Genomic DNA, 18,752 nt, shown 5'->3' with positions numbered 1-18,752 from the left:
ACCGGGCATCACGCATTGGCGCTGATGGCGCCGTGGCAATGCTTGTACTTGTTGCCCGAACCGCACGGGCACGGCGCGTTGCGGCTGATGTCCATGCCCGCATAGGGGTTCTCGCTCACCGAACCGCCCGGCCCGACCGCAGCGCGCGAACTGCCCGCCAGTGCACCGAACAGCGCCGCGCGTCCGGCCGAGCCATCGCCGTCGTTGGAATTGTCGAGCCCGGTCAGCGGGTCGATGTGACCGGTAAGGAAGTCGGGCAAGTCGGGCAGATCGACCTGCGGCAACGGCGCAGGTTCGACCAGTTCGAGCCGGATGAGCTTGTTGGTCACCGTCTCGCGCAGCTTGTCGAGCATGGTTTCGAACAGGCTGAAGGCTTCCTGCTTGTATTCGTTGAGCGGCTGCTTCTGCGCATGCGCGCGCAGGCCGACCACCTGGCGCAGCGCGTCGAGCGTGGCGAGGTGGTCCTTCCACTGCCCGTCGAGTTCCTGCAGCAGCACGCTCTTTTCGATCCGCCGCCACAGCGCGGGATCGGCCGCAGCGATCTTATTGTCCATGATCGTATCGATTTCGCTGGCCAGCCGTTCCTCGATGATTTCGGGTTCGACCTGGTCTTCCTCGATCCAGTGCTCGATCGGCGGTTCGATCGTCAGCACTTCGGCAATGCGCGTCTTGAGCGCCTCGATATCCCACTGCTCGGGATAGGAACCCGGCGGGCAGGCTTCCGAGACGATCGAATTGATCGCATCGTGACGCATGTCGACCACCACATCGTCGACCGCCTCGCTGTCCATGATCTCCGCGCGCTGTTCGTAGATGACCTTGCGCTGGTCGTTCATCACATCGTCGTATTGGACGACCTGCTTACGGATTTCGTAATTGCGCGCCTCGACCTTCTTCTGCGCGGTCTCGATCGCCTTAGAGAGCCATTTCGAGCCGATCGCCTCGCCATCCTCGAGATTCGAGTTGAGCATCTTGGAGAACAGCGTGTCGGGTCCGAAAATGCGCAGCAAATCGTCTTCCAGACACAGGTAGAATCGGCTGAGGCCGGGATCGCCTTGGCGGCCCGAACGGCCGCGCAACTGGTTGTCGATACGGCGGCTTTCATGGCGTTCGGTGCCGAGCACGAACAGGCCCCCGGCCTCGAGCACCTTTTGTCGCTCGGCCGCGACCTCGGCGGTGATGCGAGCGATTTCGAGGTCCTTCTTGGCCCCGTCCTCAAGCTCGGAGAGCTCGTCGCCGATCCGGAAATCGACATTGCCGCCCAGCTGGATGTCGGTCCCGCGGCCGGCCATGTTGGTAGCGATGGTCACCGCGCCGATACGCCCCGCCTGCGCCACGATATGCGCCTCGCGTTCGTGCTGGCGCGCGTTGAGAACCTCGTGCTCGACGCCTTCCTGCCGGAGGAATTCGCTGAGCATTTCCGATTTCTCGATCGACACCGTGCCGACCAGCACCGGCTGGCCAATGGCGTTCTTCTCGGCGATCGCCTTAGCGATGGCTTTGAACTTGTCCTGCGTGTTCTTGTAGAACTCGTCATCCTCGTCGATGCGCGAAACGGGGACATTGGTCGGGATCTCGACCACGTTCATCTTGTAGATGTCCCAGAATTCGGCCGCTTCGGTGGCCGCGGTGCCGGTCATGCCCGACAGCTTGGGATACATGCGGAAATAGTTCTGGAAGGTGATCGAGGCGAGCGTCTGGTTCTCGGGTTCGATCTTGACGCCTTCCTTGGCCTCGACTGCCTGGTGCAGCCCGTTCGACCAGCGGCGACCATCCATCATGCGGCCGGTAAATTCGTCGATAATGACGACCTTGTCGTCCTTCACGATGTAATCGGTATCGCGCTTGAACATGTGCACCGCGCGCAGCGCCTGGTCGAGATGGTGGACCACCTGCGTGTTCTCGACATCGTAAAGATTGTCGGTTTCGAGCAGGCCTTTTTCTATCAGCAGCTGTTCGACCGCTTCGGTGCCTTCTTCGGTCAGCTGGATGCTGCGCTGCTTTTCGTCCTTCTCGTACCAGTCCTCGGGGAACTCCTTCACCACCTCGTCGATCGAGGTGTAGAGATCGGACTTGTCCTCGGTCGGGCCGGAGATGATCAGCGGAGTACGGGCCTCGTCGATCAGGATCGAATCGACTTCGTCGACGATAGCGAAATTGAAGGGGCGCTGGACCATCTGGCCGCGCTCGTGCTTCATGTTGTCGCGCAGGTAATCGAAGCCAAGCTCGTTATTGGTCGAATAGGTGATGTCCGCGTTATAGGCCTCACGGCGCTGGTGCTCCGGAAGGTTCGGAACGATCACGCCGACAGTCAGGCCGAGGAACTGGTGCAGCCGGCCCATCCATTCGGCATCGCGCGCGGCGAGGTAGTCGTTGACGGTGACGATATGGACACCCTTGCCCTCGATCGCATTGAGATAGGTCGCGAGCGTGGCCACCAGCGTCTTGCCCTCACCCGTGCGCATCTCGGCGATTTCGCCGCGGTGAAGCACGATACCGCCGACCATCTGCACATCGAAATGGCGCATGCCGAGCACACGGACCGAGGCTTCGCGCACGGTGGCGAAGGCTTCGGGCAGGATGTCGTCGAGCGTCTTGCCATCGGCCAGCTGCGCGCGGAACTTGTCGGTCTGCGCCGCCAGTTCTGCGTCCGAAAGCGCCTGCAGCTGCGGTTCGAGCGCGTTGATCCGGTCGACGATCTTGCCGATCGATTTGACATAACGGTCGTTGGACGAACCGAATACGGTCTTCATGATGGAATTGAACATAGGGGGCCTGGCGCCTTCCGGATGAATTCTATGGGGTATGGTGGGAAGCCCGCGCACAGCGTGCGTGGCGGACGAAAATCGGGGGATGTCGCGACCGGCCTATTCGTAGGCGCGGTCGATGCCCATCTGCACGGTCGGGATGACGACCGAAAGGACCGGCGCCGGCTGGCCCGGTCCGGTCGCACGCGGCGCAACCAGCGAATGGCGAGCCGTGTGGAGACGGATGCTTACCTCGCCGTGGCAGGGCTTCTCGGTATCGGCTGCGCGCTCGACGCCCGATGCCGCATCATAAACCACCGCATGGGCAGGCGCGCCGGCAGCAGCGAGGCCGGTCAGGAGCGCGAGGCAGGCGAGCAGGCGTTTAAGCATCCTGACCGGCGAGATAGTGACGCGGAGGCGGATCGTCCAGCCCGAAGCCGGTAAACTCGCCGAAAGTCCCGCCTCCGGCGCTGGGGACAGATGCGGGCCAGCAGTCGAATTATCTTTCCAGTAAACATACGCTCCTAAGCGTCGCACTCGAAACGGGATTGCAGGGGGCAAGAATGAGCACTGTCGACGGGACCTTGGGTAGCAAGCCGAGCGGCTATGAAGAGCGGGATGACCCCGCCGTCGTTACCCGCCTGCTGCTGGCCAGCGGGCTCATGCTCTTCGTCGAACTCGCGCTGATCCGCTGGCTCGGTTCGAGCGTCGTCCACCTGTCCTATTTCTCGAATTTCGTCCTGCTGGGGTCGTTCCTCGGCATTGGCGCAGGCTTCCTGATCAGCCGCAAGGAATGGTCGATCTGGCCGATTTCACTGCCGCTGCTGGCGATCCTCGTGATCGGCGTGATCCAGTTTCCGGTCTCGATCGAACGGCAGGGTTCGGACCTCATCTATTTCACCGCGCTCGAAATCGAAGGACCACCCGCCTGGCTTGCGCTGCCCGTGGTCTTCGGGCTGGTCGCGGTAATCCTTGCCGGACCGGCGGAACTTGTCGGGCGGTGTTTTCCCAAGATGCGCCCCCTGTCTGCCTATCGCTATGACCTGATCGGTTCGCTGGCCGGGATTCTCGGCTTCACTGCCCTGAGTTTCCTCCATGCACCCTCGCTCGTCTGGGGCGTGGTCGCCATGGTTCCGATCATGCTGCTGACAGCGCCCAACCGCCGGATCATCAGCGCCGGCTGGGGCGTGGTGCTGCTGGCGGGCCTCGCGATGGAAACCTTCACCCCCGGGGTGAGCTGGTCACCCTATTACAAGATCAATGCCGAACAGATGGAAGAAGCCGATTCGGGTTTCGTCCTGATCCGCGCGAATGGCGTCCCGCACCAGTTGATGGCTCCGGCGGAATGGAAGCTGGAACAGGGCGAACGGATTTACGAGACGCCCTATCTGCGGCTTCCGGGCAAGCTCGACGACGTGCTGATCGTCGGCGCTGGGTCGGGTTCGGACGTTGCGATCGCGCTGCGCGAAGGGGCCAAGCATGTCGATGCCGTGGATATCGACCCGCGCATCATGCAGATCGGGGTCGAGATGAACATCGACCGCCCCTACGCCAACCCCGGCGTCCAGCGGCATGTCAACGACGGCCGCGCTTTCCTCGAAAACACCGAGCGCAAATACGATCTCATTCTTTTCGCGCTGCCCGATTCGCTCACGCTGGTGAGCGGCGCATCTCAAATCCGCCTCGAATCCTTCCTCTTTACCGAGGAGGCCATCCAGTCGGTCCGCCGCGCGCTCAAACCCGACGGCGCGTTTGCGATGTACAACTATTACCGCGAACCCTGGCTGATTGACCGGCTTGCCGGGACCACGCAGGCGGTGTTCGGCCATGAACCCTGCGTCGACACCTGGGCCGATGCGCAGGCCGTCGTCAGCATCGCGGTGCAGGTGGAATCGCAGACCTGCGGCGAACCCTGGGTTCCGACAACCGAAATCACCACGGTCAAGGACGATGCCCCGTTCCTCTATTTCCGCGGAAACAGCTTCCCGCCGCTCTATGCCTTCACCATCGGGGCCATCCTGCTCGCCTCGCTGGTGACCGTGCGGCTGCTGGGCGGCCCGCTCGGCACGATGCGGCCCTATGCCGACCTGTTCTTCATGGGTGCGGCGTTCCTGCTGCTCGAAACCAAGAACATCGCGACCTTTGCCTTGCTGTTCGGCACCACATGGTTCGTCAACGCGCTGGTGTTTGCCGGCGTGCTGGTGATCGTCCTCGCCGCGGTAGAGACCGAGCGGCGGGTCAAGACACCGCCACTCAAAGTGGTCTTCATCGCGCTGGCGGCCTCGCTTGCGGCGGCCTGGGTCATCAAGCCCGAATGGCTGCTGCCACTGGCTTTCTGGCCGCGGCTGGTCGTGGCGACCGTGCTAGCCTTCCTGCCGATCTACCTCGCCAATATCGCCTTTGCGAAACGCTTCCGTGAAAGCAGCGATTCGCAATCGGCCTTTGCGATCAACCTGCTCGGCACGATCGTCGGCGGGTGTCTCGAATATGCGGCGCTGTTCACCGGCTACAACAACCTGCTGATCGTGACCGGGCTGCTGTATCTGGTCGCCTTCCTGCTGGTGCCGAGGGTTGCGGGCCGCGCAGCCTGACGCTTGTCTGGCGCGCGGCGCGGGGCTAGCGCGCGGGGAATGGATCTAACGCCTTCTCCGCTCGCCCGCCCCTTCCCCGCGCTGCCGGTAATCGACGGCGTAACGCTGCGCGTGGCGCGCGCGGGCTACAAGGCGTGGAACCGGTCCGATCTGACCTATGTCGAACTCGCCGCCGGCTGCGCCGTGGCGGGGGTCTTCACCAAATCGGCCTGCGCCTCGAGCGAGGTCGAGATGGGCCGCGCGCAGGTGGAGCAAGGCCGCGCGCGGGCGCTGATCGTGAATGCAGGCAATTCCAACGCCTTCACCGGCTATCGCGGGCGCGAGGCGGTCGAGCAGATCGTCGCCCAGGTAGCCGAGGCACTCGACTGCCCGGGGGACGAGGTGTTCGTGTCCTCGACCGGCGTGATCGGAGTGCCCTTGCCCAAGGACAAGGCGCGCGCCGGCGTGGCTGCGGTGCTCGGTGCCGAAAGCTGCGGCTGGGAAGACGCGGCGAGCGCGATCGGGACCACCGACACCTTCACCAAGGGCGCGGCAGCGGCGGCTTTCATCGGGGACCAGCGGGTCGAACTCGCCGGGATCATCAAGGGCAGCGGCATGATCGCGCCCGACATGGCGACGATGCTGGGCTATGTCTTTACCGATGCGGCAGTGGATCCGGCCTTCCTGCAGGAGATGCTGTCCAAGGCGAATGAGGCGACGTTCTCCTGCATCACGGTCGATGGCGATACCTCGACCAGCGACACGGTGCTGCTGTTCGCAACCGGCAAGGCCGGCAATGCGCCGCTGACCACATGGGACGACCCCGGCGCCGATGCCTTCTACGCGGCGCTGCACGATGTCTGCCGCGAACTCGCCCTGCTGGTCGTGCGCGACGGCGAAGGCGCGCAGAAATTCATCGAGATCGCGGTCACCGGGGCGGCGGACGACGCCAGCGCGCGCCGCGTCGGCCTGGCGATTGCCAACTCCCCGCTGGTGAAGACCGCGATTGCCGGGGGCGATGCCAATTGGGGCCGCGTCGTCATGGCGGTAGGCAAGGCAGGCGAACCCGCCGACCGCGACCGATTGTCGATCGGCTTCGGCGGGACCTGGGCCGCACGCGATGGCCAGCCCGTCGCCGATTACGACGAGGCGCCGGTCGCCGCGCATCTTGCCGGGCAGGACATTCGCATCGAGGTCGATCTCGGCCTCGGCGAAGGCCGCGCGACCGTGTGGACCTGCGATCTCACGCATGACTACATCTCCATCAATGCAGACTACCGCTCGTGAGCGCGCTCGACCGCGATATCCTCGCGCTGATGCAGCGGGTCACCGAGCAGGCGATCCTCCCGCGCTACCGCAACCTCGCCGCGGGCGAAGTCGAGGACAAGGGCGGCAACGACCCCGTCACGGTGGCCGACAAGGAGAGCGAGGCGCTGCTGCGCGAGGGGCTGGCCGCGCTCGACGATACGCTCGCCTTCGTGGGCGAGGAAACCGCGCATGCGGACCCGGGCATACTCGACCGGCTCGACCGCCCGTGCTGGATCGTCGATCCAGTCGACGGGACCCGCAATTTCGCCAGCGGCAAGCCGCCATTCGGGATCATCATCGCGCGCGCCGAAGGCGGGGAAGCACAGTCCGGGTGGATTTACGACTGCCTCAGCGGTCGCTTCTGCACCGCGCATCGCGGCCAGGGGGCGCAGGTTGATGGCGCCAAGGTCGCCGCCCGCCCCACCGGCATGACGCCGCCGATCGCCGCCCTGTCGCTGATCTTCATGCAGGAAGAGCGCCGCGAGGCGACACGGCGGCATATCGCGCCGCAGTACGAACTCGTCGACATCCCCTATTGCGCCGCCGAGCAATATCCGCGGCTGGCGCTGGGCGTGAACGATGTGTCGATTTTCGAACGCACGTTGGCCTGGGACCACGCGGCGGGTGCGCTATGGCTCAACGAGGCGGGCGGAAAAGCAGCGCGGCCCGACGGCTCACCCTATCGCGTGGACGAGGTGGGCCGAACGGGCCTGCTGGGTGCGGCGAGCCCGGCCCTGTGGGACGAGCTCGCCGAGCTATATGCGAAGCTGGATTAAAGCTCGCTCTCAAGCCACTGCTTGAGCTGGCCCTTGGGCGCAGCGCCGCGCATATGGGCAGCGGCTTCGCCATTCTTGAACAGCACGAGATAGGGGATCGACTGGACGCCCATCGAACCGGGGACGTCGGGGTTTTCCATGATGTCCATCTTGGCGATGGTGACCTGCTCGCCCAGTTCCTCGCTCAGTTCTTCGAGCGCGGGTGCAATCATCTTGCACGGACCGCACCAGTCGGCCCAGAAATCGACCAGCACGGGCTTGTCGCTTTCGAGCACGTCGGATTGGAAGCTGGCGTCGGTGACGGCGGTGGTGGCCATGGGAAATCTCCTGAAATTCGCTTGGCCCCCGATGTGGGCAGCCCGGTCAATTACACAACGGGCGGCAGGGTAAAACTTTCCTGCGGCGCCGCAAACGCGCTCTTGTAAGCAGCCAGTATCGCGGGCGGCAAGGCGAACAGCTGCGGCGTCTGGGTATAGAGCACTGCGGCTTCGACCCGCCGTCCGGGATAGATCGTCTCCAGCGCGGCGACATAGGCCGCCATCTGCTTGAGCGTGCTGTCGGGAATGTCACCAAGCGTGGCCGGCGGGCGCCGCGCGGTCTTGAAATCGACCACGGTGACCGTCTCGCTCGTGACCAGCAACCGGTCCGCCGTGCCCATCACGACCTGCCCTTCGACCGTCGCGGCGAGCGGCACTTCGGCCAGCGCCTGCGGACCGAACACATGCGCGAAGGCCGGGTCCTCCAGCACCGCGCGAACCCGCGCGAGCATTTCCGCGCGCTCCGCCTCGGTCAGATCGGGGGCCTGCCGCGCGAGCCAGCCGCGCGCCTGTTCTTCGCGCATATCCTCGGCCAGCTGCGGCATCCGTTCGAGCAGCGCGTGGATCAGCGTCCCGCGCCACACCGCCTCTGCCGCATGGGCGGGAGGAAGCGGCGGATCGCTGCCCTCGACCTCGCCCAGCCCCGAGGGCGCGAGCGGGCGCGGCGGCCGCGGTTCGGGACCGATCGGGCGCGTGGCCCATACGGGCAGCATCGGCTGCAAAGTCTCGGTGGTGTGCTCGGCCGCTGGCGCTACTGACGGGGCGCGTTCGCCGATTTCCCAGCGCGCGCCCCAGATCGGGTCAGCCAGCCCCTCGTCCTCGCCGAACAGCGGCTTGAGGCGCGCATACCAGCTATCCTCATGCGGGCCGTTCTTCGCATCGCGCGGACCCAGCGAGCCGGTGATGAACAGCGCCTCCTGCGCCCGCGTCAGCGCGACATAGAGCAGCCGCCAGTGCTCCTGCATTGCCTTGGCGGTTTCGAGCTCGCCCGCCAGCCGCACCGGACCGACCTGTTCGCCCTTGGCAAGGACGGGCAGCGGGACCGCGCGTGCCTCGCCCCCACCGGGGAGGTCCTCGTGCAGAACCACCTCGCCCGCACCATCGGGGCGGATCGCGCTATCGGCAAGGATCACGATCGGCGCTTCGAGCCCTTTCGAGCCATGCACGGTCATGACGCGGACCTGGTCGCCGCCCTCGCCCGCTTCGCGTTTCAGGTCGCCATCGCCGGCATCGAACCAGCGGATGAAGCCCTGCAGGCTGGCGGTATGCGCGCTGGCATAGGCATTCGCCGCATTGAGCAATTCGTCGATCGGATCGTTCGCCTCGCGCCCCAGCCGCGCGACCAATTGCCGCCGTCCGTCCATCGGGCCGATCAGCATCCAGTGGAGCAATTGCTGCGGACTGTCGTAATCGGCGCGGCGCAGGATTTCGCGCAGGATACCCATGGTTTCCTCCACCCGCTCGGCATCGCTTTCGCGCAAATGCTCCCACAGCCGGACCCGCGGCGGGCGATGGCCGTAGCGCAGCAATTCGTCCTGGCTCCACCCGATCAGCGGCGAGACGAGCAGGCTGGCGAGCGTGAGATCGTCGAGCGGTTGCGCGGCAAAGCGCAGCGCCGCCATCAGATCCTTCACCGCCAGCGGATTGCCGAGCCGCAGGCGATCGACCCCGGCGACGGGAACACCGTGACGATAAAGCCGCGCGACGATCAGCGACGCCAGCTCGCGCCGCTTCTGCACCAGGATCATAACATCGCCGGCGGTCGCGCGGCGCGGATTGCCCTTCGACAGCGTGAAGCCCTCGCCCGCAGGATCGAGCCACTGTGCCACTTGCTGCGCGATACGATCGGCCAGCTGGCGATCGTGCCGTGCAAGCCAGCCTTCGCGCTCGCCGTCATCGTCCTCGCCTTCCGTGACCCGGACGACCTGCCACAAGCCGATCAGTCCCGGCTCCGCGCTGCCCGTATGCGGGTCGCCGCGCTGGTCGAGACCGAAACCGTCATAGCCAATCGCGTCGATCGCCCGATCGACGAAGCCCAGCACCTGCTGGTTGGTGCGATAGCTGCGCCCGAGCCCGTATTCCTCCAGCCCGCGAACATCCGGCGCGCCGCGGGTTTCGCGCGCGGCCTGCGCAGCGGCATCCAGCTTGTCGCGGAAGTAATCGCGCGCTTCGCGGAAGTTTTCCGGACTGGTGCCCTGGAAACCGAAGATCGCCTGCTTGTAGTCGCCGACTGCAAAGATGGTGCGCACCGCATCGCCCTGCGCCCCGGCCCCGTCGAAGTAATCGTCGGTCAGCGCCTTGACGATGCTCCATTGCGCCGCATTGGTATCCTGCGCCTCGTCGACGAGGATATGGTCGAAACTGCGGTCGAGCTTGTAGCGGATCCACTCGGCCATCGCGCTGTTCGACAGCAGGCTGGCGGCACGCGCGATAAGGTCGTCGAAATCGACCAGCCCCTCGCGCTCCTTCGCCTTATGCCAGGCGAGCGCGAAGGCGCGCCCGGCCTCGAGCTGCGGAGCGAGGAATGCCGCCAGCTCGATCAACGCGGCGCGTTCGCGCACCAGCGCCACGGCCTCGGCCACCTGCTGCTGGTTGTCCGGAAAGGCAGGATCCGCCTTCTCCGCCCCAGCAAGTTTGCGCGGCGTTCCGTCCTTCTTGAGCAATGTGGCGCAGAAACCCTCGAGACCAGCTCGGCGCGCATCCGCATCACCGGCGAGCCAGCTCTCGATGAAATCGGCGCATTGCTGCCCGGTCTTGGCGGGCCATGCGCGCGTCGCGGGCAGGCAGGCGCGCAATGATTCCACCGGGAAGGCCTCGTCCGAACAGGCCTCGGCCACCCACGCCTCATCGGCATCGGCGGGAATGCCTAGCAGGCGGTGGACGCGTGATTGCATCGGCGGCTGCCAGCTTCCCGGTCCGCGCCATAGTTCCATGTGCCGTGCGCAGCGCATCAGCCAGCCGCGGACCGCATCGGGGCCCTTGCGCTTGCTCATCTCGGCAATCGCGCCGGTTATGCGAATGTCGCCTTCGCCGAGCAGCGCCGCAAGCACCTCGCGGCTGAGCAGGTCGCGCTCGCGGTCTTCCATCGGGCGCGATCCGGGCAACATGCCCGCTTCGCCGGGGAACGCGGCGAGAAGATACTGTGCGAAGGCGTGGATCGTATCGATCCGCAAGCCGCCGCCGGGACAATCGAGCACGCGCGCGAACAGTGCGCGGGCCCGCGCGCGCGTGGCGAGATCGGCCGGCGCGCCAAGATAGCCGAGCTCCTTGCCCAGCTGCGCATCGTCCATCCGCACCCACCGCGCGAGCACCGCGTTGACCCGCACCGCCATTTCTGCCGCGCCTGCCTTGGTGAAGGTCAGGCACAGCACCTGCGAAGGATCGGCACCCGGTTCGAGCAGCAGCCGCAGCACACGCGCCGACAGCACCTGCGTCTTGCCCGTCCCCGCGCTCGCCGACAGCCACACGCTGTCCTGCGGATCGACCGCGAGCCGCTGCTTGTCCTGCAGTTCGTAAACGGTCCCGCTCATGCGTCCTCTCCGCCATCCTGATGCGCGATCCATTCATCGAGCCGCATCAGCTGGTCATAGGTGTCGTAGGCGGGGTAATTGGGGTTCTCGCGCGCGGTGAAGGGATCGCGGCCCTTGATGAAACGGCCGATAGCCAGCGTCAGCTTCTCGGCGGTGAGCGGGAGGAATTCCTCGGGCAGCACACCCGAAGTCTTGCGCCCGACCTTGAGCGGGATGTCGACATAGCCGAAGCCGAACGGGTTATCGTCATTATGCGCCTTGCCCAGCGACCAGTATTCATAGCCGTGCGGATCGCCCGACAGGCCGCCAAATCCGCCCCGCTCGGCGATCAGGCCGAGGATACCGAGCTGGAGCGCAAAGCCCTGCTCGACCATCGCCGCGCTGGGCGGCTTGCCGGTCTTGTAGTCGATGATCGCAAGACCGCCGTCCTCGAGCCGGTCGATCCGGTCCGCGCGGCCATGCACCTGCACGCCTTCGAAAGTCATCGCGCCCTTCTTTTCGACCGCGAGCACGCGGCGATCATCGTAACCGGTCACCTGGTCCTCGATCCAGCGCAGCGCTGCTTCGAGGCGGGGCTGCCACAGCCCGCGCATCAGCGGATCGGCGTTCTCCTCGTCGAGCACCGCGTCCATGATCGGTGCCAGCGACGCCGCCGGGTCGGCCTCGCGCGCCTCGTGCCAGCGCTGCAGGATCGTATGCGCGACATTGCCCTGCCACAGCGCCGACGGCTCGGCATCGAGCGCGTCGAGGTCGGACAGACCCATGATCTTGCCCGCATAGAACTGGTAGGGATCGCCCAGCAGTCGATCGAGCGCGGTGGCAGAAATATCGACATCGCGCTGTTCCGGCGCCGGATCGGGCGCGGGCCGCGGATAGCGTTCGGCCGCCGGTGCGCGCGTCATGGCGCGGGCCAGCGCGACCGCTTCGCGTTCCTCGTAACGCGGCTGCATCTCGCCCAGCAATGCCTGGACCCGCAGCAGGAAACGCGAGGGGATCGCAGGGCCGGCCTCGTCGCGCTCCGACCGCGAGAGCACGACCTCGGGCGCCCCCATCGCGCCGGCCAAATCGTGCGCCGACAGGCCGATGCGGAAATCGGAGCCGGGAATGCCCAGCGCGCGCAGCACGGCGGGCGCGAGCAGCGCGTCGATCCCGCCCCTGGTGGGCCAGACGCCTTCGTTGAGGCCCGCACAGATGACCAGTTCGGCGCGGTTCATCCGGCTTTCCAGCAGACCGAGAATTTGTACCCGCGCATGCCCGCCATAGGGCGGCCGCACTGCGACCTGCTCCATCGCATCACGCAGCGCGATGCCCGTCTCGGTCGGCGCGAGCGCAAAACCCGCCTCGCGCGCATGCAGGCGCAAATCCTCGACAAAGGCGGAGAGCGCGCGGCCGTCTTCCCTGGCCCACAACTTCTCGCCGCACAGCGCCTCGCCCGCTTCGGCCAGCGCATCCAGCACTTCGGCCAGCGGCGCGCTTTCCTCCTGCCGCAATGCGAGCAGCGGCATCAGCGCCTGTTCGACTACCGCATACCATGCGCCGACGCGCGGGTGGGTTTCGAACAGCCGGGCTGCGATCTTCGCAAGCGGGACAAGGCCGCCCGCCTGCCGCGGCCCGCGCAGGTGCCGCTCGACCCGGCGCAGCTGGCGCAGCCAGGTACCGCGCTCCATCCCGCCATCGACCAGCGGATGCGCCAACAGCCCCATCAGCGGCACGGGCGCGGCGTCCTCCGCCATCACCTCGGCCAGCAGCAGGAGCAACCGCCCGGCCGGGGTCTGCGAGAGCGGGCGGCCCGCCGAATCGTCGGCAGCGATATTCCAGCGGTCGAGATGATGCACCACCCGCCGCGCCAATGCGCGGTCCGGGGTGACGACTGCCACGCGCCGTTCGGGTTCCTCGAGCGCTTCGCGCACCAACAGCGCGATCGCCTGCGCCTCTTCCTCTGGCGTCGCGCAGGTCATCGTCCGCAGGCCAGACAGGCGGCGCTTTTCGGGCGGCAGATCGACCCAGCCCTTGCTCGCCTCGGGCGGGAGAAACAGCGAGCCGATCGCGTGACTACGCTCTGGCGGCGCCGCGGCGAGGCCCTTGCGATGCCACGGCTGCACTTCCCCGCGCGCCACCCCCATGCGATTGAGCAGCAGCTTGAGGTGATATTGCGGATGCGTCACCGCATCGTCGCGCGCAAACGGCGTCGCTCCCGGCTCGGGCGTCGCGCCCGCCCGCCCCAATTCATCCCAGACCGCCTGCGGCATCGTCAGGTCGAAATCGGGCAGGATGACCGCGCCATGTTCGAGATCCGCCACGACGCGCAACAGCCGCGCGAGCGACGGCGCCGCGCTGGTCACCCCCGCAGCCACGATCGGCGTGGGCGGCGGGGTTTGCTTCCAGCGCGAGGCGGCCCAGTCGAACAGACGATTGCGCCGCGCGGCCGCGTCGAGCGCGTCCCATTCGCGCAATTGCGCCAGCCATTGTGCCTGCACGCTGGCGAACAGGTGGAGGCTTTGCTGCCAATGGCCCGATAGCGATCCGAACAGGTCGAGCACGGGCTTGCCAAGCAGTTCCTCGGGGTCCACGCCTTCGACCAGCAGCCGGTCCATCGTCGCGCCCATCTCGCGCGCCAGCCGGAGCAGGGTCGCCCCGCCGGGCGCCTGGTCGCCCATGGTTTCGCCAATAAGCTGGGCCAGCGCGAACAGCCGCCGCTGCGGATCGATCGCGGGCGGAACATCTGCCGCCCCAAGCGGGTCGAGCAGCGGGCCGAGCGTCTCGTCGAGATCGAGATCGCCAACCACCGCCATGCGCGGCATCAGCAGCCCCGGTGTGGCATGCTCGCCCGCGTGACGGATGAAAGCCTCGGCAATCGTCCGCCGCGCACGGCTGCTCGGGACCAGCAGCGTCAGCCGCGCAAGGCCGAACTCGGGTTCCGAATATCGCGGGACGAGACCCGCCACCAGCGCATCGGCAAAGCCGCGGTGGGCAGCAATCGAATAGACCTGCGGCAGGTGCCGTTCAGCCACCCTTGAGCGCCTGTTCGGTCGGGCGAATATGCGCCGGCGTGCCGACTTCGTACCAGTGCCCGGTAAAGGCGAGCCCGAACAGGCGGCCTTCGGCGATCGCCCGGTCCCACAGGACATTGGTCGAGAACTTGCCTTCGGGCGCATCGCGCAGCAGCCGCTCGGACACAAGCTGGATCCCGGTATAGATGAAAGGTGCGATCCGCCCCGGCAGCTTGCGCTGCAACAGCCCCGCCCCGTTCATGTAGAAATCGCCCACGCCGTCGAAATTATACGCCCGCGCGTGGTTCACGACCAGCAGCAGCGCGTCCATCCGGTCGGGGTCCCAGCGCGCCGACAGATCGGCAAAGGCATTGCGCGGACCATCGAGCCAGATGCTGTCGGCATTGCAGGCGAAGAACTGGCTGGGCAGCAGGCCCGCCGCCGCGGCCTTGACCATGCCGCCGCCGGTTTCGAGCAAGTGTTCACGCTCGTCCGAGAAGGTCACAGCGGGCGCCTTGCGCGGCCCGATATGCGCCTCGATCGCATCGGCGAGATAGTGGACATTGACCACCGCCTTGGCGATCCCGGCTTCCTCCAACCGGTCGAGCGCCCGGTCGATCAGCGGCTTTCCCGCGACGCGTACCAGCGGTTTGGGCGTGCTCGCGGTCAGCGGGCGCATCCGCTTGCCCAGGCCCGCGGCCATCAGCATGGCGGTATCGGAGGCCAGTTCGCTCACTGGATTTCCCCACCCGCCGTATCGCGGATTTCCTGCGGGATATTGGCGGCAAACCAGTCGGCGACCGGCCGCAGCGCTTCATGCGCGAGATCGCGCTCCATCGCGGTCCAGACCCGCGGGATCATCGCGAGGTAGCGGGCCTTGCCATCGCGCTTCCACAGCCGGGTGAAGATGCCGACGATCTTGGCGTTCCGCTGCGCGCCGAGCCGCGCGTAATCGGCTTCGAAGTGCTCGCCCGGATCGGCCGCAGCACGGTAGCGACCGAGCATTTCGCATTCGAGGTCTTCGGCAACATCGCGGCGGGCATCCTGCAGCAGGCTGACGAGATCATAGGCGGGGTGGCCGACCAGCGCGTCCTGGAAGTCGATCAGCCCCTGCGCGCCCGCCAGCTTGCCGGGCTCGAGCAGCATGATGTTTTCCGCATGGTAATCGCGCAGCACGGTTACACCCGGCGTCTGGCGAGGCAGCACGGGCTCGAAAACGGCCTCCCACGCCTTGCGATAGCCCTCGACATCGACGTCGAGCCCCATCGCCGGACAATACCATTCGACCAGCAACATGGCTTCGCGCAGGTAAACCGCCATGTCGTAGGGCGCGAACGGACCCGGCGGCAGCCGGTGCAGCTGCACCAGCGTGTCGATCGCCTTGGCATAGATGTCGCGTTCGTCACCCGGATTGTCGTCGATCCATTCGCGCATCCGCTGGTCGCCGAAATCTTCGGTCAGCACCCAACCGCGCGCGGCGTCTTCCGACAGGATATGCGGCGCGCGCAGGCCGCTGGTTTCCAGCCAGTGCGCGACATGCAGGAAGGGCCTGGGATCTTCCTCGGGCGGCGGCGCATGCATCAGCATTGCGCTCTTGCCGCCGAGCTTGAGCCGGAAGTACCGGCGGAAACTGGCATCGCCGACGAGCGGGGCGATCTCCGCCCCTTCCCATTCGGTATCGCCAAGGAATGCGTGAATATCGTCAAGAAGCGCGTCGCTCATAGCCAGCGCCCTTGCCAAGATGTGCCCGGGGTTACAACGGCCTCGCGCCCGTCACCCACCTTTTCGAGATCAATCGCGAGACACGTCGGCTCATGCGCGAAGCCGCCGGCATGGTCGGGCCATTCGGCAAGCAGGACCGCGCCCTCGCGATAGTCGTCGAGCCCGAGCTCCTCGACCTCGGACGGATGTTCCAGCCGGTAGAAATCGGCATGCACCACCGGCGGGTTCAGCTCGTCATAGGTCTCGATAATCGTGTAGGTTGGCGACGGCACTTCGCCGGCATGGCCCAGCGCGGCAAGGATCGCCCGGGCGAGCGTGGTCTTGCCCGTCCCGAGGTTGCCCGAAAGCGCGACGACATCGCCCGGGGCGAGCAGGGCCGCGATACGCTGGCCGAACGCCTCCATCGCTGCGAGATCGGGCAAGGCAATGGTCACGGCAGGGTGATCGTGGCCGTGGTACCGCCGTTCTTGCGGCTGTGGATTTCGAGCGTTCCGCCATGCGCTTCGATCAGCTGCCGCGCGAGCGGGATACCCAGCCCCTGCCGCCGCTCGATCCCCTTGCCATCGGCAGACATGCGGATGCCCTCGAGCGCGCGCGCCAGTTCGTGCTGGCTCATCCCGCGGCCATTGTCGGCGATGACGATCTTGGTCTCGCCGCGCTTGCGGCCGATATCGACCAGTATCCGCCCGCCGCGCGGAGTGCCGTTGATGGCATTGTCGAGCAGCTGCGAAATTGCCCGGCGCAACTGGTGCGGATCGGCGGTGACGCTCTTCTCGGGGCTTCCCTTGAGGTCGAGCGTCAGCCCGCTGTCGAGTATCCGCCGTTCCTGCTTGCGCACGATCTGCGTGACGAAGGGCAGCAGTTCGAGCTTGCTCTGGCGCAGCGGCATCAAGCCCGCTTCGGATTGCGAGAGATCGAGGACGTTCTCGACCTGCTCGGTCAGCTTGCCGACCGACAGCGAGATTGCCTGCGCATATTCCTCGGCCTGCGGGGGCAATTCGCCCGCAATGCCGCTGGTCAGCAATTCGGCAAACCCGCCGATCGAGGTCAGCGGCGTACGGAATTCATAGCTCATGTTCGCCAGGAAGCGCGTCATCACCGCATCGGCTTCCTCCAGCGCGCGGTTACGCTCGCGCAAGGCCTGTTCGGCCTGGCGCGAGGCGGTCACGTCGAGCACGGTCAGCAGGCCATTGCCATCGGGCAGCGGGACCCCGGTGAAGTCGAGCGTGCGCCCATTGGCGAGTTCGATGCGGCCATCGCTCTTCTTGCGATCGAGCGTCGCCGCACGGATGACCTGGTTGATCCGCGAGACCGCGCTGGGATCGGCAAGGTTCGGGGCAATCGCGCCGAGCAAATCCTCCGCCTGCGGGTGGCCGTCGAGAACTTCGTGTTCGATCCCCCAGGCGCCGGGAAAGCCGCGGTTCCACAATTCCAGATGCCCGTCGGGAGCAAACACCGCCAGCGCCTCGAACAGATTGTCGAATGTCGCGGTGCGCGTGCGCAGCAGCGTGTCGCGCGTCGCCGACAGCGCGAGCTGCTCGGTCCGGTCCTCGGCGATCATCACCAGTCCGCCATCGGGGAGCGGCTGCGCGACGATCCGCAGATGCGTGCTGTCCGACAGCGACCAGGCTTCTTCATGCGGCTCGTCGCGCTGGAACCACTCGGCCAGTTCGTTGCGCCAGGCGGGGAAGTCGCGCACTTCGGGGATGCGGCCGTTCTCGCGGGCAATCAGCAGCATTTGCTGGAAGGTCGTGCGATCATTGACCACGCCCGGCGGCAGCGAGAACACGCGGTGGAACGGCTGGTTGGCGAAGGTCATCCGGTGCGCCGCATCGAATTGCGCCACGCCGATAGACAGCTGGTCGAGCATCGAGCGCTGCGCCTCGCGGAAAGCACGGAATTCGCGGGCCTGCTCCTCCATTTCCTCGATATCGACCGCGTAACCGGCAATGCCTTCGCCCATCAGCGGCAAGTCGGTCACCCGGATGGTGCGCCGCGCACGGTCGATCGTCGCGCTGACAATGCGCTCGATCGGCTGGCGCCGGTCGGCCGCCTGTTGCGCGACCTCGGTCGCCGTCCGGCCATTGACCGTTTCGACCAGCTCGATCTGTTCGGTGACCACGCGGTCCGCGCTGTCCGCGCCGACGGCTTCGACATAGGCCTGGTTGACCAGCCGCAATTGCATGTCCGCACCGCGGAACCACATCGGCATGGGTGCGGCTTCGATCAGGCCGACGAGCGCACCGAAATCCTCGCGTGCACGCGCGGCTTCCTCGCGCAATTGCAGCAGTTCGGCTTCGCTCTCACTGAAATCGAAGACCCAGATCAGCGCCGCCCCGCCCGGCGAAACCGCGGGGTCTGCCAGCGAACCCTGCATCGCCAGCGACTTGCCCGAGCCCGGCGCCACGGTGATCGCCATGCGGAAGGGCTTGGCGGTTTTCTGCGTGCGGCGCACGTTGCGCGTCAGATCGTCCATCTGCGCTTCGGTCAGGCCGCGGCCATCCGCGCCCGCCAGTTCGGACATGTATTCGGGGACCTTGTCGAGCCCGATCCAGCGCGCCAGCCGGTCGGGCGCCTCGATCCGCCCGTCGGCGCGGACCAGCAGCGGGATCGCGGGGGCTTCCTCGATCAGGCGCGAAAGGCGCTGCGCAACCTGCCTGCTGGCGATCGATTTCTGCTCGCGTCCGCTCGCGCGCAGCATCGCCCAGACTGCACCTGCGGTCCATAAGGCCAGCAGAAGGCCGACGATGGCCAGCAGTGCGGGAGAGGTTTCCATTACCGCCAGCTATGCG

The 18,752-nt window shown here is 66.4% G+C and carries 12 protein-coding genes; 3 read left to right on the top strand and 9 right to left on the bottom strand.

Features of this window, described 5'->3' with window-relative positions; all coding sequences use genetic code 11:
* Nucleotides 1-8 precede the first annotated feature (8 nt).
* On the bottom strand, nucleotides 9-2,768 hold the full coding sequence (gene secA, locus VWN43_RS05095) for a preprotein translocase subunit SecA (RefSeq protein WP_320180408.1): 2,760 nt from the start codon (nucleotides 2,766-2,768) through the stop codon (nucleotides 9-11).
* A gap of 99 nt (nucleotides 2,769-2,867) precedes the next feature.
* The gene (locus tag VWN43_RS05090) at nucleotides 2,868-3,137 is read right to left on the bottom strand and encodes a hypothetical protein (RefSeq protein WP_320180409.1); all 270 of its coding nucleotides are present in this window, start codon (nucleotides 3,135-3,137) and stop codon (nucleotides 2,868-2,870) included.
* Between the two features lie 173 nt (nucleotides 3,138-3,310).
* Between VWN43_RS05090 and VWN43_RS05085 the strand changes: the two genes are divergently transcribed.
* The 3 genes from VWN43_RS05085 to VWN43_RS05075 are packed head-to-tail and all read left to right on the top strand — an operon-like array spanning nucleotide 3,311 to nucleotide 7,401.
* Complete coding sequence (locus tag VWN43_RS05085; protein WP_320180410.1) at nucleotides 3,311-5,338, top strand: spermine/spermidine synthase domain-containing protein; 2,028 nt, start codon at nucleotides 3,311-3,313, stop codon at nucleotides 5,336-5,338.
* 39 nt (nucleotides 5,339-5,377) lie between these two features.
* Nucleotides 5,378-6,604 carry a bifunctional glutamate N-acetyltransferase/amino-acid acetyltransferase ArgJ gene (gene argJ, locus VWN43_RS05080; RefSeq protein ID WP_320180411.1) on the top strand — a complete coding sequence of 409 codons (1,227 nt, stop codon included), beginning with the start codon at nucleotides 5,378-5,380 and terminating at the stop codon, nucleotides 6,602-6,604.
* A gap of 29 nt (nucleotides 6,605-6,633) precedes the next feature.
* The gene (locus tag VWN43_RS05075; RefSeq protein ID WP_320182121.1) at nucleotides 6,634-7,401 is read left to right on the top strand and encodes an inositol monophosphatase family protein; all 768 of its coding nucleotides are present in this window, start codon (nucleotides 6,634-6,636) and stop codon (nucleotides 7,399-7,401) included.
* Here the strand turns inward: VWN43_RS05075 and trxA are convergent.
* From trxA to VWN43_RS05040, 7 genes are read right to left on the bottom strand one after another with little or no spacing between them, the layout of a single operon-like run.
* Nucleotides 7,398-7,718 carry a thioredoxin gene (gene trxA, locus VWN43_RS05070; protein ID WP_253516442.1) on the bottom strand — a complete coding sequence of 107 codons (321 nt, stop codon included), beginning with the start codon at nucleotides 7,716-7,718 and terminating at the stop codon, nucleotides 7,398-7,400. The genes VWN43_RS05075 and trxA overlap by 4 nt on opposite strands.
* Before the next feature lie 50 nt (nucleotides 7,719-7,768).
* The gene (addA, locus tag VWN43_RS05065) at nucleotides 7,769-11,248 is read right to left on the bottom strand and encodes a double-strand break repair helicase AddA (protein ID WP_320180412.1); all 3,480 of its coding nucleotides are present in this window, start codon (nucleotides 11,246-11,248) and stop codon (nucleotides 7,769-7,771) included.
* Complete coding sequence (gene addB, locus VWN43_RS05060; protein ID WP_320180413.1) at nucleotides 11,245-14,259, bottom strand: double-strand break repair protein AddB; 3,015 nt, start codon at nucleotides 14,257-14,259, stop codon at nucleotides 11,245-11,247. Before addB ends, addA begins: the two co-directional genes overlap by 4 nt.
* Entirely contained in the window at nucleotides 14,252-14,974 is a 723-nt protein-coding gene (locus VWN43_RS05055) for a nucleotidyltransferase family protein (RefSeq protein WP_253516451.1), read from the bottom strand. Before VWN43_RS05055 ends, addB begins: the two co-directional genes overlap by 8 nt.
* Nucleotides 14,971-15,960: an aminoglycoside phosphotransferase family protein gene (locus tag VWN43_RS05050; RefSeq protein ID WP_320180414.1), complete on the bottom strand. Its 990-nt coding sequence runs from the start codon at nucleotides 15,958-15,960 to the stop codon at nucleotides 14,971-14,973. The genes VWN43_RS05055 and VWN43_RS05050 overlap by 4 nt, the downstream gene beginning before the upstream one ends.
* On the bottom strand, nucleotides 15,957-16,394 hold the full coding sequence (gene tsaE, locus VWN43_RS05045) for a tRNA (adenosine(37)-N6)-threonylcarbamoyltransferase complex ATPase subunit type 1 TsaE (RefSeq protein ID WP_320180415.1): 438 nt from the start codon (nucleotides 16,392-16,394) through the stop codon (nucleotides 15,957-15,959). The genes VWN43_RS05050 and tsaE overlap by 4 nt, the downstream gene beginning before the upstream one ends.
* Nucleotides 16,391-18,736, bottom strand: a complete 2,346-nt coding sequence (locus VWN43_RS05040) for a sensor histidine kinase (protein ID WP_320180416.1) — start codon at nucleotides 18,734-18,736, stop codon at nucleotides 16,391-16,393. The genes tsaE and VWN43_RS05040 overlap by 4 nt, the downstream gene beginning before the upstream one ends.
* Nucleotides 18,737-18,752 lie beyond the last annotated feature (16 nt).

This window comes from Qipengyuania sp. HL-TH1 (genome assembly GCF_036365825.1).
GTDB classification, from domain to species: Bacteria; Pseudomonadota; Alphaproteobacteria; order Sphingomonadales; family Sphingomonadaceae; genus Qipengyuania; species Qipengyuania profunda.
Note: the sequence above shows the minus strand (reverse complement) of the source record. Positions and strands in the feature narration are given on the sequence as shown.

What these genes read in the sequence shown, in the direction of transcription:
- secA (WP_320180408.1), bottom strand. Translation starts at nt 2,768, where the DNA reads ATGTTCAATTCCATCATGAAGACCGTATTCGGTTCGTCCAACGACCGT.
- VWN43_RS05090 (WP_320180409.1), bottom strand. Translation starts at nt 3,137, where the DNA reads ATGCTTAAACGCCTGCTCGCCTGCCTCGCGCTCCTGACCGGCCTCGCT.
- VWN43_RS05085 (WP_320180410.1), top strand. Translation starts at nt 3,311, where the DNA reads ATGAGCACTGTCGACGGGACCTTGGGTAGCAAGCCGAGCGGCTATGAA.
- argJ (WP_320180411.1), top strand. Translation starts at nt 5,378, where the DNA reads ATGGATCTAACGCCTTCTCCGCTCGCCCGCCCCTTCCCCGCGCTGCCG.
- VWN43_RS05075 (WP_320182121.1), top strand. Translation starts at nt 6,634, where the DNA reads ATGCAGCGGGTCACCGAGCAGGCGATCCTCCCGCGCTACCGCAACCTC.
- trxA (WP_253516442.1), bottom strand. Translation starts at nt 7,718, where the DNA reads ATGGCCACCACCGCCGTCACCGACGCCAGCTTCCAATCCGACGTGCTC.
- addA (WP_320180412.1), bottom strand. Translation starts at nt 11,248, where the DNA reads ATGAGCGGGACCGTTTACGAACTGCAGGACAAGCAGCGGCTCGCGGTC.
- VWN43_RS05050 (WP_320180414.1), bottom strand. Translation starts at nt 15,960, where the DNA reads ATGAGCGACGCGCTTCTTGACGATATTCACGCATTCCTTGGCGATACC.
- VWN43_RS05040 (WP_320180416.1), bottom strand. Translation starts at nt 18,736, where the DNA reads ATGGAAACCTCTCCCGCACTGCTGGCCATCGTCGGCCTTCTGCTGGCC.